This is a genomic window from Burkholderia sp. BCC0322 (assembly GCF_902833045.1).
Classification (GTDB): domain Bacteria; phylum Pseudomonadota; class Gammaproteobacteria; order Burkholderiales; family Burkholderiaceae; genus Burkholderia.
In genome coordinates this window covers 1-16895 of sequence record NZ_CADFDU010000004.1, presented here as the reverse complement: position 1 = coordinate 16895, position 16895 = coordinate 1, and the positions used below count along the sequence as shown (strand labels likewise).

At 57.7% G+C, this 16895-nt stretch carries 11 protein-coding genes and 2 pseudogenes; 11 read left to right on the top strand and 2 right to left on the bottom strand.

Features of this window, described 5'->3' with window-relative positions; translation table 11 throughout:
• Positions 1-8 precede the first annotated feature (8 nt).
• The 5 genes and pseudogenes from HWX39_RS13250 to HWX39_RS13230 form a co-directional block, all read left to right on the top strand.
• Entirely contained in the window at positions 9-1766 is a 1758-nt protein-coding gene (locus HWX39_RS13250) for a DDE-type integrase/transposase/recombinase (protein ID WP_175968541.1), read from the top strand.
• Positions 1732-2892, top strand: a complete 1161-nt coding sequence (locus HWX39_RS13245) for an ATP-binding protein (RefSeq protein WP_175968540.1) — start codon at positions 1732-1734, stop codon at positions 2890-2892. Before HWX39_RS13250 ends, HWX39_RS13245 begins: the two co-directional genes overlap by 35 nt.
• A gap of 1 nt (position 2893) precedes the next feature.
• A complete protein-coding gene (locus HWX39_RS13240) occupies positions 2894-4294 on the top strand; it encodes a TniQ family protein (protein WP_175968539.1) in 1401 nt (466 codons plus the stop codon).
• Positions 4295-4381: 87 nt separating this feature from the next.
• Positions 4382-4924 (top strand): annotated as a pseudogene (locus HWX39_RS36210) (transposase); the annotation flags it as partial.
• A gap of 95 nt (positions 4925-5019) precedes the next feature.
• Positions 5020-5886: pseudogene (locus tag HWX39_RS13230) on the top strand (IS3 family transposase); the annotation flags it as partial.
• A 763-nt stretch (positions 5887-6649) separates the two neighbouring features.
• Here the strand turns inward: HWX39_RS13230 and HWX39_RS13225 are convergent.
• Positions 6650-7828 carry a YncE family protein gene (locus HWX39_RS13225; protein WP_175968538.1) on the bottom strand — a complete coding sequence of 393 codons (1179 nt, stop codon included), beginning with the start codon at positions 7826-7828 and terminating at the stop codon, positions 6650-6652.
• 61 nt (positions 7829-7889) lie between these two features.
• Entirely contained in the window at positions 7890-8702 is an 813-nt protein-coding gene (locus HWX39_RS13220; protein ID WP_175968537.1) for a creatininase family protein, read from the bottom strand.
• A 488-nt stretch (positions 8703-9190) separates the two neighbouring features.
• On the opposite strand from HWX39_RS13220, the gene HWX39_RS13215 reads away from it, so the two are divergent.
• From HWX39_RS13215 to HWX39_RS13190, 6 genes are all read left to right on the top strand, one after another.
• A complete protein-coding gene (locus HWX39_RS13215; RefSeq protein ID WP_175968536.1) occupies positions 9191-10144 on the top strand; it encodes a 3-hydroxyacyl-CoA dehydrogenase NAD-binding domain-containing protein in 954 nt (317 codons plus the stop codon).
• A gap of 82 nt (positions 10145-10226) precedes the next feature.
• Positions 10227-11687, top strand: a complete 1461-nt coding sequence (locus HWX39_RS13210; protein ID WP_175968535.1) for a CoA transferase — start codon at positions 10227-10229, stop codon at positions 11685-11687.
• 62 nt (positions 11688-11749) lie between these two features.
• Positions 11750-12058, top strand: coding sequence for a YtcA family lipoprotein (locus HWX39_RS13205; RefSeq protein WP_347879571.1), 309 nt, complete (start codon positions 11750-11752; stop codon positions 12056-12058).
• Between the two features lie 15 nt (positions 12059-12073).
• The gene (mdtN, locus tag HWX39_RS13200; protein ID WP_175968534.1) at positions 12074-13135 is read left to right on the top strand and encodes a multidrug transporter subunit MdtN; all 1062 of its coding nucleotides are present in this window, start codon (positions 12074-12076) and stop codon (positions 13133-13135) included.
• A 1-nt stretch (position 13136) separates the two neighbouring features.
• A complete protein-coding gene (locus HWX39_RS13195) occupies positions 13137-15227 on the top strand; it encodes an FUSC family protein (RefSeq protein ID WP_175968533.1) in 2091 nt (696 codons plus the stop codon).
• The gene (locus tag HWX39_RS13190) at positions 15224-16708 is read left to right on the top strand and encodes an efflux transporter outer membrane subunit (protein ID WP_175968532.1); all 1485 of its coding nucleotides are present in this window, start codon (positions 15224-15226) and stop codon (positions 16706-16708) included. Before HWX39_RS13195 ends, HWX39_RS13190 begins: the two co-directional genes overlap by 4 nt.
• Positions 16709-16895 lie beyond the last annotated feature (187 nt).

The following is a 16895-nucleotide window of genomic DNA, read 5'->3' as shown; positions in this document are numbered from 1 at the left end:
ATCTCGACGTGTTGCTTCAGTCGGACGAGCTCCGAGAGCCACTTGTACTGCGGCAGTCGTTCGTTGAACAGGCCTATGCGTCGGGAACCCTTGTACTGATCGATGACGTTGACGGTGCCCCCCAACTGGCCTTGGATTCGCCGTGGCGATATGCAACGACCGGCGCAGTGTTGCATGCGCAGAAGATGCGAGACCTGTTGGCCGCTTGGGAGGCTGGGGTGCGCAGTGAAGCGGTCCGGCAATACACTGACCGGACGTACCGCGAGTACGCTCAAAAGAAGCGTAAAGCGTTGGCAAACGGAACGGACGTGTTGGCAGCGTTCCTGCCGCGCTGGCCAGCACGGGGAAATCGTCGCGTGAAGGTGAAGCCGGAGGTCAACGCGCTGATTGCCAAGACGATCGAGGAAAAGTACGAGACGCTAACTGGGAAGTCCAAATGGTTTGTGTACGCCGAGCTCTGTGATCGACTGGCGCAGATCGGTGAAACGGTGTCGAAGCAAACCTTCCTGAAGCGTATCAAACGAGAAGACGGCGCACGTATGGCGCGGAAACGGCGCGGAAGGAAGGCTGCGTATCAGGTGACACCGCTGTATTGGACGATGAATCGAGAGACGCCCCTTCATGGGGACTACCCGATGCAATTTGTCCACATTGATCATACACCTCTGGAGATAGACGTAATCTCGATGGAGACCGGCGAGCCGTTGGGGCGCCCGTATCTGACGTTGCTCATATGTTCATATAGCCGCCGAATTCTGGGTTTCTATCTTTCACTGTTGAGTCCGCGATATTTGAGTTGCATGGCGGCCATCCTCGATATGGTCCGTCGCTTCGGACGCGTGCCGTCGACCTTGATCTTTGATGGCGGAGCGGAGTTTGGCTCCAAGGACTTCATCGGCTTGCTGGACTTTCTGAGGGTCGAAGCCAAGAGTCGCCCCGCGTCTGCTTGCCGACACGGCACGGTGATCGAGAGGCATTTTGGTATCACACAGTCGATGCTGCTTCACAATCTTCCTGGTAACACGAAGATGCGTCGATGTGTTCGTGAATTGACGCAAGAAACAGACCCTTCGCGATTGGCTAACTTGACGTTGCCGGACTTATATGAGGGCCTCGAGAAATTCTTCTTTGAAATATACGATACCCGGCGTCATGGGACGTTGCTGGCATCGCCACGATCGGTCTACGAGAGCGACATACAAGTTACCGGGGAGCGGCTCAATCGTCTGAAGCGCTATGAAGACTGCATACCCCATGCATTTCCGACCGTTCGGGGCACCACACGCGTTCTTGACGCACAGCGCGGTTTGAAATTGAACTATGACTGGTATCGCAATCCTCGACTGGAGTTGACACGCTATCACCAACGAAGGGTCGAGGTCAAAATGCATTTGCTGAGACCGGAAATCGCGTATGCCCATGTCGACGGGGAGTGGATTCCCATGTATTCGACCCGCTGGCAGTTGGATGAACAAGCAACCGATTTCGTGAGCCAGGCCCGGGCCGAAGAGCGACTTGTCTTGTGCCGTAGGACCCAAGTATCCCACCTGAAGTCAATGGTCGAGACAACGCGCCTGGCCGGCGAAATGATTGAATCGTCGGGGCATCGAGCGTCGGTCGAAACGGTGCCGGAGGCTGCGTCTGCATTGCCGGCCGCCAGTTCGACTGGCGCGAAAACGCCCAACGTGTCGATGGAGTCGACGTTCGAGAAACTGGAAACAGGAGGAGTTCGTGGGTACCGGTACACGATCGAAGGCCCGCACTGATGTTTTGTATCCGCGCGAATTAGAGGCCGCCGCTGCTCCCGTGAGGTTGGCCTACTTCAAAGATTCAATTGTGGCCCATCCTATGTTCGATGCGAAGCTTGCCGAGCTACGATCGTTGGTCGGCAGCGGCTTGCGCGGAACGATGTTGGTTCTAGTTGGACCGGCTGGCGTGGGGAAGAGCGCATTGGGTGAAGTGCTGTGTCAAATGGAGAATAGGGAGTATTTCGATACGGTTCCTGACGATCCACATCGGATCCCGGCAGCTTGGGTGGAGGCATGGGCAGTCGAGCGTGATCGTTTTGATTGGGTCGATTTCTATGAATCGATTCTCGGTGCGCTGCAAATTCCCCTGATTGGTGAAAGTGTGCCCGAGATCAAGCGCACGCTGGCGGGACGTGAAGTCGTGATGCCGGTGTTTGATCGACATCCACGGCCCACACTTCGCATACTCCGTCAGCGTTTGCGACGCGCGTTGGTGATGCGCTCGCCTGCGCTCATTTTCGTCGATGAGGCGTCAAACATTCTCCTATCCCGTGAGCATGAACATGTGAAGCGGCAGGCCAATACGCTCCGATCTATCGTGAATCGGGCCGACACCAGGCTGTTGCTGACAGGGGCGTACGAGCTTTACGAACTCGTGACGCAAAGTGGACAGCTCGCGCGACGGGGAGAGGTGATTCATTTCAGGCCATATCAACAGGATGAAGCGGAACAGTTTATGCTCGGCTTGATTGCGCTTCAAAACTGCATGCCTTTGAGCCGGCGACCTTCATTAGGGTGCTTCGTCGACAAGTTGTTCGAGCAGTCTCTGGGGTGCATCGGGCACTTGAAGCGAATTCTGGTCAGGGCGATGTCGATCGCGATGGCGGAGGGTAAGCAGATTGATGATTCAATACTCCTTCATAGTTTCTACCCTCCCGCCACGCTTGAACGCCTCCGCCAGGAAATCAGATTGGGGTATCGACGTATCGAAGGCAAGCCTCATCCCGATGAGCCTGAGCAAACGGATTCAGAGCAGGGTCCCGGCGACACGGCTACTGTCGGGCGCACGGCAGTAGGGAAATCCGTTTCGCGTTCGAAACATGTTGGTCGGACCACGCCCAGCCGCGGCTGGTTTGGAAACTAGCATGCAGGTGTACGACTCGCGATATCGGATGCCGGAGCGGGCGCTGTTTGCCACGGTGCCCCAGGCTATCGATTCGGCTGCGCGTCAAAAGCTGTCTGACTATGTTGTCCACATGGCCGCCGATGCCCAAGTCCCGGTAAGTGTGTTGGTACGCACTTTCGTGGATTGGCCGACGACGACTGCGACAGGGAAAAAGCGGCCGTTTGCCTCTGGACAGCGACTGGGGTATGTCAATGGGGCGGGCAAAACGGCGCAAGCCTGGATTCGGTGTCTCGAGCCCCTTGTTGGTCGGCAAGATTTAGAGCGGCTGACGCTTTTGCCTATTCACCGCACAATTGGCAACATTACCGGCTGGCTGACTAATTCGCGTCGATGGTGTCCAATCTGTCTACAAGAAGATATCGAGCAAGGTCGGCGAATCTATGAACGCCTGATCTGGTCCGTGGGCCTTGTTCGAAGCTGTCCAGAGCATCGCTGCAGTCTGACCAATATCTGCCCGCAGTGTGGATTTACGCACTGCCACGAACTTGACCCGCGACGGCTATCGGGTTTTTGTTCCCGATGTGGCGGCTGGTTGGGCGGAAATGCAGATATCCGAGGGTTCTGCCTGGCGTCGCAATATGATCAATGGGTCGCAGAGAATTTTGCTGCGCTGCTGGCGTTTCCCGCGGAACGGCTGAATGAATTATCGCCTCAGAATTGGCCCGGTATGCTGGAGGTTGGTATAGAAGCGATGGCGAATCGGAAGGCGGTGAGGTTCGCCGAATTTTGCGCAACCCGGGCGTCGAATATCTGTGCGTGGCGCTCCGGGAAATCGTATCCGTCGATTCGCGCAGTGCTTCGCATCTGTTGGGTGTTCGATATCCCGCTAGTTGATTTTCTGCGAGGCTCACAAGTTGCCTGGACCGATGCGACTGTTCGAGCGCTGCCGGTTGGAATGGCAACGGCAGTACCCCGAGCATTCCATCGCGATGAGGATTGGGAGTACATCAGGAACGTGCTGACGAGCTATGCGGCGGGTGACCGCCCATGTGGCCGCATGCGTGCGGTCGCCCGAGAACTTGCCTTGGACCGCAGCGTGCTGCATAGGCATTTTCCCGAACTGGTGCGTCAAATTGCCCGGCTGGGTCAACAAGAGCGCTTGGACGCGGCAGTCGCGCGCGAGATCGAGCGACGCGATAGAATTTTAGCTTGCGCTGTGCTGATAGTTCAGACGTTGCTCTCCCAGGATATTTATCCAAGTTGGCGACGCATCGAGACCATCTTGCGAGACCAGTATCAGATAATTATCACGCGCCGTGACTACTCGTTGCTGCGACGCGCCCAAATCCAAGGCGGGGTCTTTCGTAAAACGACCGAAAGGGCAAAAGAGGCGCGCGGTGTTATGAACTCGAGCCGTTGATAGCTGTATTTTTTGTCGTGCCCAAAAAATTACCTAGGAAGCTGCTCGGTATTCCATTCACTTCAGGACGATGCTTCGTCAGTGTAGGTGGCAGAAGACGAAGGGCGGAGCACGGATGAACGGGGCGCCGACCGCACGGGTAGTTCAACATGGGTACCGTTTGGGGCGACGACAGACTTACAGGATTCTGTGGTTCATCCGAACGCGGCCGCGATCAACATCGGTGCGCAGTTTGATGTGGTCGCGGTCGGCGATGAACGTGACCCCGAACCCGTGCGTTCATTCCGGAGTTTCACGAAAGAGCTTCACGAGCTTGTCGGCTGGCTCAAGCAGGTCGGGATTCACACGGTGGCGATGGAATCGACAGGCGTCTACCGGATTCCGGTGTTCGAGGTCTTGGAGGCGAGCAGTTTCGAGGTGGTCATCGTCAACGCCCGCGACGCGAAGAACGTGCCGGGGCGGAAGACTGATGTGAACGATGCGCAATGGCTGCAGCAGCTGCACTCCTACGGGCTACTTCGAGCGAGCTTCCGTCCGAGCCAAGACGTCGCGACGCTGCGCTCATATCTGCGGCAGCGCGAGCGTCTGCTGGAATACGCAGCGTCTCACATCCAGCACATGCAAAAGGCGCTGACACTGATGAACGTTCAACTGCATCAAGTGGTGGAGGATGTGACGGGCGCCACCGGCATGAAGATCATCCGCGCCATCGTCGCTGGCGAACGCAATGCCGATACGCGTTCATGCGGGCCCATATCAACGAGCACTGTCTGCGGACGATGTGCCGAGTGCTCGGCGTTCATCGCAGCGGCTATTACGTTTGGCAACGTCAGTCAGGCAGTGCGCGCAAGCGCGAGCACGACCGGCTGCTGGGTCTGATCAAGCATCACTGGCTGAGCAGCGGCGGCGTCTACGGTTACCGAAAAATCACGGTGGATTTGCGAGAATCGGGCGAGACGTGCAGCCGTCACCGCGTGCTCCGGTTAATGCGGATAGAAAGTTTGCGCGCCGAGGTTGGCTACGGCAGCAAGCCTCGCTATCGTGGCGGCCCGGTCGGCGTGGTGGCCAATGTCCTAAATCGGGAGTTCGCCCCCGACGCGCCGAACAGGGTCTGGGTTACCGACATCACGTATATTCGAACCTATGAAGGCTGGCTGTATCTGGCGGCGGTCATGGGTCTGTACTCGCGTCAGATCGTCGGCTGGGCCACGCGATCAACGATGACCAGCGACCTGGTATTGCGGCTTTGCTGGCTGCAGTCTGGAAACGCAAACCGGGCCCGGCGTTATGGTGCATTCGGATCAGGGCAGTCAGTTCACCAGCGATGACTGGCAGTCATTCCTGAGGGCTCACCATATGGTGCCGAGCATGAGTCGTCGCGGTAATTGCCACGATAACGCCGTTGCCGAAAGCTTCTTCAGTGCGTTGAAGAAGGAGCGAATCAAGCGACGCATCTACCCGAACAGGGCTACAGCTGCCACGGACGTACTCAATTCATTGAGATGTTCTACAATCCGATTCGCCGGCATGGTTCCGCCGGCGACTTGTCACCTGTCGAGTTTGAGTGGCGCTACGCGCTAAACGGCTCGTGAGTGTCTATGAAATCCTGGCCGGCCCATGTGGCTCACGAGCGGCGTAAAGAAGAAAGGCGCTCGTGACAGGGGTATTGCGTGCACGTAACAGATGGTCAACAAATTGAATGTGTGCGCAACAATATACCCCTCATCCAAAACCGGGGTCGCGAAATTATTACTTGTTTTCCAGGGCCGTGGAGGCTGTCTAAATTGGGCCATGGAGTATACTTATGCCGCGCTTCAGCACCATCGTTTGGATTTCAGCGCACCTCATGGAAGCACCTCGCCAACGGCCTGCTGCTGCTCGGTTCCGCAGCTCGACCCTCGCCGTACCGCCATTAGCGGAATCGCGGGACGCGATTAGCGCACGAACGGACACCATTAGTAGTATCTACGAACTTCAACACCAGGTGACGAAGCGCTGCGATCAACTCCACCAGCGGCTACGCCGCCGCATTGCGCGGGCTTCGCCCGCTTGCATGGATCAACCCCACGAACTACCTCCTCCGGCTGGCACTACGCCGCTGACGGCTTACGGCCGCCATCGACTAAGTGCGCGGAAATCACGCGTGTCCGACAAGTCGGCCGCCCGCTCTCCCCGCTCGCCAATCGCCTAAACCGACATCGAACACGAATCGCCCGCTTGTCTATAGGAAGGGGGCCTGGTGTCGCGGTATGAATGCCCATTACTGGACAGCCCCCCCGCACAGATCCCGGCGTGCGCGACTTGCGCACCGGGCTCCTGCCTCGGGTGGTTGGCACGTGCCGACCGGCCGCCGCCCTACCGCATGTTCCCCGTGTGGCCCAGCGAATAACGCCCCGGCTGCGGCCACACCGTCAGGCCGTGCGGCTCCATGCCGACGGGAATCGACCGGATCGCGCCGCTCGTGGTGTCGATCGCATAGACGACATCATCGAAGCGGCCCGACAGCCACAGCGTCTTGCCGTCCGCGCTGACGTTGCCCATGTCGGGGCTGCCGCCACCGGGAATCGGCCAGGTTGCGACCACCTTGCGGGTCGCGAAATCGAGCACCGATACGCTGCCCTTGCCGTGCCGCGGCCCGTGGACGCGATTGGAGCCGCGATTCGCGATATAGAGCTTCGTGCCGTCGCGGCTCGGATACAGCCCGTGCGTTCCGACGCCGGTCGGGGTGAAACCGATCTTCGTGAAGCGGTCGCCATCGATGACGTAGACACCGTCCGCCATCATATCGGCGACATAGAACACCCTGCCGTCCGGCGACACGCGGATGTCCTGTGGCATCCCTTTCCGGTCGAGTTCAAGGTAGCCGATCACCTTGCGATTCACCAGGTCGATCTTCGCGAGCTTGCCGCCGAACTCGCACGTGAAGAGCGCATACCGGCCGTCGATCGAAAAGTCGGCATGGTTGATGCCCTTGCATTGCGGCACATCGAGGCTCGACTTCAGCGCCATCGTCTTCGGGTCGCGGAAGTCGAGCCGCGCATGCGCCTCGGCCACCACGATCGCCTCCTTGCCGTCGGGCATGAAATACATGTTGTACGGATCGTCGACACTCACTTCCTGGCCCGGCTTGCCCGTCTTCGGATCGATCGGCGTCAGGCTGCCGTCGGTTCGCCCTTCCGCATTGTTCGCGACCCACAGCGTCTGCAGGTCCCATGCCGGCACGACATGCTGCGGACTGCGGCCGACGGTGAACCGGTCGACGACCTTGTACGTGGCCGGGTCGATCACGTAGACGTCGTTCGATCTCAGGTTCGGCACATAGATGCGCGGCAACGCGCCTGCTACCGCCGCGCTCATGCGGCCGGCCTGCGCCTCGCTGTACAGGTTGTCGGGGTGGATGACGGGCGGCATGCCGGGTACGGCCGCGACGGCCGACGCCGCGATTGCGCCGTGGGCGCCGAAGCCGGCCAGCGCGACCGCGATGACGATCGCGAGTCGGGGAAAGCGGATGTGACGGCGAAAACGCATTTGCATGACGATGTCCCTGTTCGATCGAATGGAACGACGGCAAAGGTAGCACGATGGCGCGGCTGCGTCAGCGGCCGGCGATTTCCTTTCGGATTGTATCGACGGTGCGCGACACGATTGCGTCGGTGCCGAGCCGGCCGAGTTCGACGCTCGCATGGCGCGGATCGCCGCCGTAGACGCCGTCGACCGCGCCGGGCTTCGGGGCATTGCGCAGCTTGTCGCCCCTGACCATGCCAGGCGCGACCGCCAGCAGCAGCGATGTATCGGCCAGCCCCGCATGCGTGCCGATATCCGTGGCCGGCACGCCGTGCTCGCGCAGGATCTGGTCATAGCCGTCGGAACTGGTGCCGTAATACGCGGCCGGCACGAACGCGCGCGCGCCCGTGCCGGCCCACGACTTGTTGAGCCGCGCTACCGCCTGCCTGATGTCATTCTGGTAGCCGCCGTGGTCGCCGAGAAACACGATGTTCGTGAAGCCATGCACCCGGAAGCTGTTGGCCGCGGATTCGAGGGTTTTTTCGAAGACGTCGTCAGGCACGGTAATCGTGCCCGGGAAGCGCATGTGCGACGTCGGCGGCGCATAGCCGCCCTCGGGCACATAGGCGATGACGGGCGCGACGATCGCGTTGCCGAGGCCTTCCGCGATCCGCTCGGACAGTACCCTGACCCGCGCGTTGTGCTTGCCGAGCGCGACGTACGGGCCGCTTTGCTCGGTCCCGCCGATCGGAATCAGGACGGTGGTCCGGCCGGCCCGGATGCTGTCGCGCAGCTCGGTCCAGGTCATGTCCTCGAGTTGCACCGTTCCCGGCGCCTGAGCGAGCGCGGCTTGCGCGACGGTGAAAGCGAGGGCGGCGAAGATGGCGCGTGGCAGGCATTTCATCGCGGATTCTCGACGGAAGGAAAGAGACGACGCTGCATTCCCTCGCACCATAAACGAACTCGCCCGACTTGTCGCTGACGTGGCGCAACGATTCATGTCGAAGATCGCGAGAAAGGATTTCGTCAGGATCCCGTCGTGCGTCGCGACGTTTCCCGCGCCAGCACCTCGTCAGCGCGAATCACGCCGGCAAAACGCCACCTCACCATCGTGGTCACAGAATCGAAATGGAACTATATAAAGGTTGGTTTGAATTGGAGAAAATCAAATGGTTAATATATTTTATTATATTCAATGTTTATTTTTTGTTAAACCGATTGTTGTATTAACAAGGTGGGGTGAAGATGTGTAAGTTGCTTAACGACCTTCCGTCGCCACGCGCAACGAAGTTCGTTTGACTGAACATGTCATTGCGTTGGCCCACTCGATTCGTTCGCAACAGCCTCGGATTCGAATGGTCGCTGTCTATTCAACGAAACACGAAAGACCATATGAAAAATAGCTTCAATGTGAAAAATATCGGAATCGTCGGGTGCGGTGTCATTGGGATGAGTTGGGCCGCCTACTTTCTTGCGAAAGGATTCACGGTCCGAGCCGTGGATAAAAATCCCGATGCCGAGAAGAAGATGATTGGATTTATTGACGACGTCTGGGAATTTCTGGAGAAAGTGGGATTGGATGAGGGGGCGGATAAAAGCCGTCTGTCATTTTCAACTGATCTGGATAAAGCGCTGAATGATGTAGATTTCGTTCAGGAAAATGGGCCAGAGCGGTTGGACTTAAAGCGGAATTTGTTCCGGGATATCACGCATTCGATCCGATCAGACGTCATCGTCGCGAGCAGCTCATCAGGAGCCTGTGTTTCTGATTTTCAAGAAGATGCGCTAAATCCAGAACGCATTTTGCTTGGCCATCCATTCAATCCTCCGCACGTAATACCTCTTGTCGAAGTGGTGGGGGGGAAGTTTACGGCACCCAAAAATGTTGAAAAGGCAATTCAATTTTATAGGAAAATTGGGAAAAAACCGATTCGTTTGAATCGAGAAATCAAAGGACATATCGCGAATCGCATTCAGGCGGCGGTAATGCGCGAGGTGTTGTATTTGCTCGAGCAAAATGTTGCGAGTCTTGAGGATCTTGATATCGCCATTTCCCATGGCCCGGGGTTGCGCTGGGCGGTTCTTGGTCAATTCCTTAACGGGGAGTTTGGCGGAGGAGATGGCGGGATAAGGCACATGATGACGCACCTTGGGCCGGCATTGGAGACTTGGTGGGCTGATTTAGGGCGTATTGAAAAAATCACACCGGAAAATATTGATGCGATGGAGTTGGGTGTTAGTGAAATTTTGAAACGCGTAAAACGGAATGGCGTCATATCTGCTCGCGATGATGTGCTAATGAAGATCCTTCAGGCAAAGGGCAATGAAAAAAATCTTCCTTATTGAGTGGGCTTGACGGGCTAGCAATAGAATGGCGCCCCAGTGAGAACTGTATCGTCATCGATTCAATTTATAAGAGAGTCCGGATATGCGAAACTATCCAGTCGTTAATAATCACGATGACCTGACTCAGGTTGTGGACCTGATCTTGAGTGAGGCTGGATTGGACAGATCGGAGCAGGGGGGAGGTCTCTCCTTCGCCGGTATGGATCCGATTCGCAGAACGCATATCAAAGTCGGAGCGATGTCGGCGGCCATCATCGCCGCGAATTCGATTGCGACCTCAATCCTGTGGAAGGAAAGAACGGGCGAAGGGCAAGACATCCATGTCGATCTCAGGAAGTCGTACGTAACCCAAAGCCCCTGGCAAGAAAATCTGGCGCATTACACGACGATAAACGGTACGTCGCAGATGATGGGGGGGGACATAGGGCAGTTGGGCCCTCAGTTGCTTCCGACCCGAGACAATCGATGGGTCATCCTAACATCACTCTATGCGTCCAACACGGAGAGAGTTTGCAAGTTATTGAACTGTGGCGTGTTGCCTCAGCAACTTGAACGAGCGACCCGGCAGTGGGAAGCGGCAGATCTGGAAAGGGCGGCGCAAGACGCCGGTGTTCCACTTGCGATCTGTCGAACCAGCGAGGAATATCGGGCAACGATGCAATGCGTGAGCAACGCTGCCGCGCCGCTTATCCATATCGAGAAAATCGGAGACAGCCCGGCCGAACCTCTTCCGAATGGGGTGCGCCCTCTCTCGGGTCTTAGGGTATTGGGGATGACTCATGTTGTCGCCGGGCCTACCGTATTGCGTCAACTGGCGGCGCAGGGCGCCGATTGCCTGAATCTGAACGCGCCGCACTGGGTGGAGTTGCCGGCTATCTACTGGCAGTGTTATCCGGGCATCAGGCAGTCTTTCATGGACGTCAGGGTCGATGCCAACAGGCCAGAGATTTATGCTCTCGCGCGGGAGGCAGACGTCTTTGTTCAGAACCTGCGTCCAAACATGGCTGCCCGTCGCGGGTTTTCAGCACAAACGCTAGCTCAGCATAGGCCGGGCATCATCTGTGTCGATGTCAGTTTGAACGTGTCGAAAGGGCCGTGGGCCGACTGGATCGGATACGACTTTATCGGCGGCGGACTCACCGGGTTGTTCTGCGATATTGGGTCCGCCGATCAACCGCAGATGCCGAACGACGTCAACGTCGTCTGTGACTTCATGACCGGCTATCTGGCGTCCATCGGAGTCCAGGCCGCATTAATGCGCAGGGCAAAGGAAGGTGGCAGTTATCGGGTATCGGTAAGTCTGGCTCAAACCATCATGCTTGAGCAGGCGATCGGATATGTCGATACGAATACCCTTCTGAAATACGAATCGCTTGGCGATTCCCATCAGCCGCTCCCGCCCAATCTACAAACAGGGGAAACGGCATTTGGCGAATTCACGCGCTTGGGTTCGCAGGTCGAAATGTCAAAAACGCCGGAATACTGGGACGATCCGATTATTCGCCCGATTGGGTCGTGTCGCCCCGAGTGGATGCCGCGATGATATTTCGCATTGCCGTGAAGTCGATCGATAACGGCAGTAAATTTTCCGGCGCTTGAAAACTCATGACGCATTCGAATCAAACTCGAAACGCGCGTGCTCGGCGGCAGCCGGCACGCGTGCCGGCAAGGGCAGTGATGCTAGTCGGTCTTCTACTCGCGGGTTGCTCGAGGGCGCCGTCAATCGTACTTCTCGGTGCCGCGTTTCCGGATTGGTTGTTCTGCATCGCAGGAGGCGTGTTCGCGACTGTCGTAGTTCATCTCATTCTCGGCGCGACGCGGTGGGTCGTTCTGCTTCAGCCTCTGCCGCTCAGCTATCCCGGTTTGACGGCGATTTTTGCTGCATCCATTTGGATTCTTGTGTTCTACCACTGACCGGAAACGACGAGTATGAGTACACGTGCCGCCTCAGAAAAGAAGAGCAAGGTTATCGCTTTGATAATCGCCGTGGCAGCGCTTGCGTTACTGGCTTTGACATTGTGGTTGAACGACCGATCGCCAAAGACCGACGATGCCTATGTCTACGCCGACAAAGTCAACGTGACGTCGGAAGTTGCCGGTCGCATTGTCGAGATGCCCGTGCATGACAATCAGCGGGTCAAAAAGGGCGACTTACTGTTCCGCCTCGATCCTCGTCCTTTTGAGGCCGCGCTGGCTCAGGCCAAGGCCCAGCTCGATGTGCTTGACAAGCAAATCGAGCTGACGCAGAGGACGGTCGACTCGCAGCGGTTCAACGCACGGGCAATGGAAGCTGCTGTGGCGGCGGCGAGAGCGAATGCGAAACAGGCCGACGACACGCTACGTCGGCTAGAACCGCTGCTCGAAAAAGGTTACGCAGCGCCTGAGGACGTGGACAAGGCACGTACGGCCCAGCGGACTTCGCAGGCCCAGCTCAATTCGGCGCAATTACAAGCTCGGCAAGCAGATGCTGCGGTTAGCAGCGTCGCCGCGCTGATCGCGCAAAAGGCGGCAGCGCAAGCGCAGGTTGTCGAGGCCGCGCTGCGCCTGGAATACACGACTGTGCGGGCACCATTCGATGGACGAATTGTTGCGCTTGACACGAGGGTGGGCCAGTATTCGTCGCCGTCGAAGCCGATCTTTACCCTAATTGCCGCTGACAAATGGTTTGTCGTGGCAAATTTTCGCGAAACGGATCTGAAGGAAATCAAACCGGGTACGCGTGCCACTGTGTATGTGATGAGTGATACCAGTCATCGATTCGACGGGGTGGTTGACTCGGTCGGGTACGGCGTTACACCAACTGATGGAGGTGCGTTGCTAGACGGATTGCCGCGAGTCGCCAGGACGATCAATTGGGTTCATGTTTCCCAGCGCTTTCCCGTCAAGATCAAGGTCGAGTCTCCCGACGAATCGCTGTTCCGGCTCGGCGCCTCGGCTATCGCAATCCTGCATCGCGGCGAGCATGCCGCACGAGAATCGATCCGGCCCTGACATGACCAAAGCATTCGGACGCAATGCGACGACAGTGATTCAGTTCTTGTCGGTGGAATTGCGTGCCTTTCCGGGGCGTTGGAACATCGCGCTGCGCTGTCTGTTATCAAGTGCAATCGTGATAATCGCCTCGCAGGCGATGCAAGTGCCTTTCCTGCCGATGTCGTTGTTCATTGTATTTTTTGCCACGCAATCAAACGTTGTATTGACACGCCTAGTCGCACCTGTGATGTTCGTCGGCATTACCCTGGCAATCGCCGTGTCCATTCTGCTGGCCAAATTCACGTATGGCTTTCCGGCCTGGCGTGTCGTGCTAGTTGTTATGCTGATGCTTGGGTGTCTGTTCATGATGCGTGTATCTAGGCTGGGCCCCGTGTTTTACATGATCGCCTTGGTGATTGCGAACGTGCAGGGATATTTTGATCTGGTTCCCAGTGCAGAGCTGGTGGTGCGAGGGATCCTGTGGGTTTGGATCGCCGCAATTTATCCGCTCCTGGTCTGCGTACTCATCAATGCGTTGCTTTTGCCGGTCGAGCCGCTCCTCCAGTTAAAGGAGGAGGCGCATCGTCAACTGATGCAAGTCGACGGTGCGCTCGCGACATTGATGGGCGAGCCGGCATTTGACATGCCATTCGGGCGCGATGACCTCCCGCGGGGCGTGCTTACCGTACAGAAGCTGTTGCGTTTTGCTTGGGCACGGGACAGGGCATTCCAGACCGGTCAGGCACGTCACCTTCAGCTTGCCTTGGCGCTGTCGACGCTACGGGAGCAGGCCCTTCGCCTGCCGAGGCAGGTGGGTACTCCAGCCGCCGCGCATGTTCCCGCGCTGCGCATGGCTTGTCACCGCCTAGATGCCTGCATACAGGAGGAAACGAGATTCGACCTTGTGGGTATTGAGGTGCCCAAAAGCGTTGCCGACGCCAATCATGCGCCACTTGATGAAATGTGGCATGCATTGTGTGTTCTAGCCGTCGATGGCGAGACGCCAGCGAAGGTGGAGGTCGGTTCTCAAAGTGGCCTGCTTGCCCCTGATGCCACCACCAATCCGGTCTACATGCAATTCGCGTTGAAGACGGTTCTGGCCATGATGCTGTGTTACGTCTTTTACGTTGGTGTCGACTGGCCCGGTATCCATACGGCGATGGCGACATGTTTGATCGTGGCACAACCCTCGCTCGGCGGTTCGAATCGAAAGATGCAATTGAGAGTGATCGGTGCGCTGATTGGGGGCGGGCTCGCAATGCTGTTTACCGTGTTCGTGGTTCCGGATTTGGACACCATTGCCGGCTTGTTGATGATCACGTTACCGGTGCTGACTTTCTCCGCGTATCTGTCGGCGGGTTCGGAGCGCATCAGCTACGGCGGCATGCAGATCATGTTCACCTTTGCTGTTGCGATGCTTGGCGATTTTTCGGCAAACGTCGATCTGACCGACATCCGCGATCGTCTGGTTGGTGTCGGTGTGGGGATCGGCGTGTCCTTCATCGCACACGCCTTACTGTGGCCGGAGTCAGAGGGAAAGGTGTTGGCAATGCAGATCGGCGCGTTGTTGAAGCGAGTTGCCCGCCTGATCGACGAAGATCCGGAAGGTGAAGATTCGTCAATCGATCCGGCTTCCGTCTCGCAGGCGTGGGCGGAGCTCGATACGTGCGATCAAACTCTATCGCGTGTCGCGCTGGAGCCGAACTGGCAGCAAAGCGAAGGCGAACACGAGAATGTACTGATGCGCCTGCAAGCGGTGGTCGCGCACTCGCGTGAAGTGCTCATCGAAGCGATAGCACTGAGGAGTGCGACAGAGTCAAACGCCGATCGCCTCGATTCCGGGCGGAAGCGAGCGTTAGATCAAGCCAAGACCACTATCGCTGATCGTCTGAAGCGCTATGCGGACGGCTTGATCGACTCAGGGAACGCACTTTATACGCTGCCAGACTTCTCGGGCTATTCGCCACCCGGGCTGCTTATCGAGTCGCCGAGTATCTCCGCAGATTCGGCATTGCAAGAACGCCTACATCGCCTGGCTGGGCGTGTGCAGTACTTGGTAACGCCTGCCAGCGCAGAAGAAAATATCTATCGGAGTGGTGGACTCACATGACTGGTTCCACATCCAGGCCTGGTTCATTGTTCATGCGCATCGTCTGTTCGTTGGCCATGCTTGCCGGCCTAGCTTCGTGCGCCTGGATGCGCAACGATCCAGGAACGAGGCCGCTGATTGCGCCGGATCGAATTGGGTTGGCGAACGATATTCACCTTGCTCGCGACGGGTGGCCAGGCTCGCGATGGTGGACGCGCTATGCCGATGCACAGCTCGATGCGTTGGTCGAACGTGGTTTGGGCGATTCGCCAAACATGCGCGTAGCTCGGGCGAGAATCGAGCAGGCCCGCGCTGACGTGGAGAGGGCTCAAGCTGCGACCCAGTTTCAGGCCGCACTGATCGGGCGAGTATCGCAACAATGGTCCAAGTCTATTAGCAGTTCCAGCCCGCTCACCGATCCAATCCCGGATCCGGAGGATGGCGGCTACAACTCCGGCGCGCACAGTGGCACCGTTTCGTCGATCGGTATCTCAGGCGGCTACGAATTCGATCTGTGGGGAATGAAGCGCTCGGCGGTTGCAGCTGCCATTGGGGCACGGAATGCCATGTTGGCCGAGGCGGCAACGGCGGAACTGGAAATTTCCACGACGATCGCGCGAACCTACTTCAGTCTGCAGGCAGTAATGCAGCAGATCGTCCATCTGCAGCAGATCCGCGATATTTTGCGCGATTCGAACGTAGCGATGACGGCGAGACAGGCGCGAGGGTTCGTGACGTCCTCCACTACCGCCAAGACGAAGGATGAGTTGCTGAAGATCGAACAAGTGCTTGCGTCGATGCAGGCGCAGGAAATCAGTTTTCGCGAAGTGCTGCGTGCGTTGACCGGTGCTGGTGCGGACGACTTTCCGCTGATCGCGATGAGACCTTTGCCGGAACCGCAGCCGCAATTGCCTGCCACGTTGTCGTACGCGCTGCTTTCTCATCGTCCCGATCTCGTTGCGCTGCGCTGGTACGTTCAATCGTCGTTCGACCAGATTGACGTAGCCAAGGCGGCGTTCTATCCGAACTTCGACATCAAAGCATTGCTTGGAATCACTTCGATCCGCATCGAAGACGTGCTGAATGTCACCAGTCTTCAATTTCGCCTGATGCCGGGTGTGAGCTTACCGATTTTCGATGGGGGGCGTCTTAACGCGAATCTGCGCAAGACTCGGGCGGCCAGCAATACGCTGATCGAGCAATACAACCAGGCGGTGCTTGGCGCGGTGCGCGATGTAGCTATCGCGGCCACAAATATGCAAAACATGGAGGACCAAGCTCGTATCGAGTGGGAGAAATCCGAGCAGGCGCAGATCGGTGAAGAAGAGGCGGGGGCACGAGCGCAGCGCGGCCTAGCATCGGCCATTTCCGCTCGCGAGGCGCAGATTCCGGTGTTGAACGCGCAGGTGCAGATGGCCGACATCTGCGGCAAGCGCCTGGCTGCCGAAATTGCGTTGATCAAGGCGTTGGGTGGTGGCTACGACACACCAGCTATGCCGTGAGGGTTGTTTCAATAGTGTCTTTGATCGACGCTCAGAATTTCCAACGGTTATTATCTTAAGAGCCACGATTTTGGTTATCGCCTGCCACGAGTGCGACGCACTGTTGCACAAACCGCGCCTGAGCGGACGTGAATCCGCGCGCTGCCCGCGCTGCGACGCGCTGCTCTATCGCAACAGCGCCGCGCAG

Excerpts from the sequence above, each read along its gene's own strand:
- HWX39_RS13190 (WP_175968532.1), top strand. The coding sequence starts at position 15,224 with ATGACTGGTTCCACATCCAGGCCTGGTTCATTGTTCATGCGCATCGTC.
- mdtN (WP_175968534.1), top strand. The coding sequence starts at position 12,074 with ATGAGTACACGTGCCGCCTCAGAAAAGAAGAGCAAGGTTATCGCTTTG.
- HWX39_RS13240 (WP_175968539.1), top strand. The coding sequence starts at position 2,894 with ATGCAGGTGTACGACTCGCGATATCGGATGCCGGAGCGGGCGCTGTTT.
- HWX39_RS13205 (WP_347879571.1), top strand. The coding sequence starts at position 11,750 with ATGACGCATTCGAATCAAACTCGAAACGCGCGTGCTCGGCGGCAGCCG.
- HWX39_RS13220 (WP_175968537.1), bottom strand. The coding sequence starts at position 8,702 with ATGAAATGCCTGCCACGCGCCATCTTCGCCGCCCTCGCTTTCACCGTC.
- HWX39_RS13215 (WP_175968536.1), top strand. The coding sequence starts at position 9,191 with ATGAAAAATAGCTTCAATGTGAAAAATATCGGAATCGTCGGGTGCGGT.
- HWX39_RS13195 (WP_175968533.1), top strand. The coding sequence starts at position 13,137 with ATGACCAAAGCATTCGGACGCAATGCGACGACAGTGATTCAGTTCTTG.
- HWX39_RS13210 (WP_175968535.1), top strand. The coding sequence starts at position 10,227 with ATGCGAAACTATCCAGTCGTTAATAATCACGATGACCTGACTCAGGTT.
- HWX39_RS13225 (WP_175968538.1), bottom strand. The coding sequence starts at position 7,828 with ATGCAAATGCGTTTTCGCCGTCACATCCGCTTTCCCCGACTCGCGATC.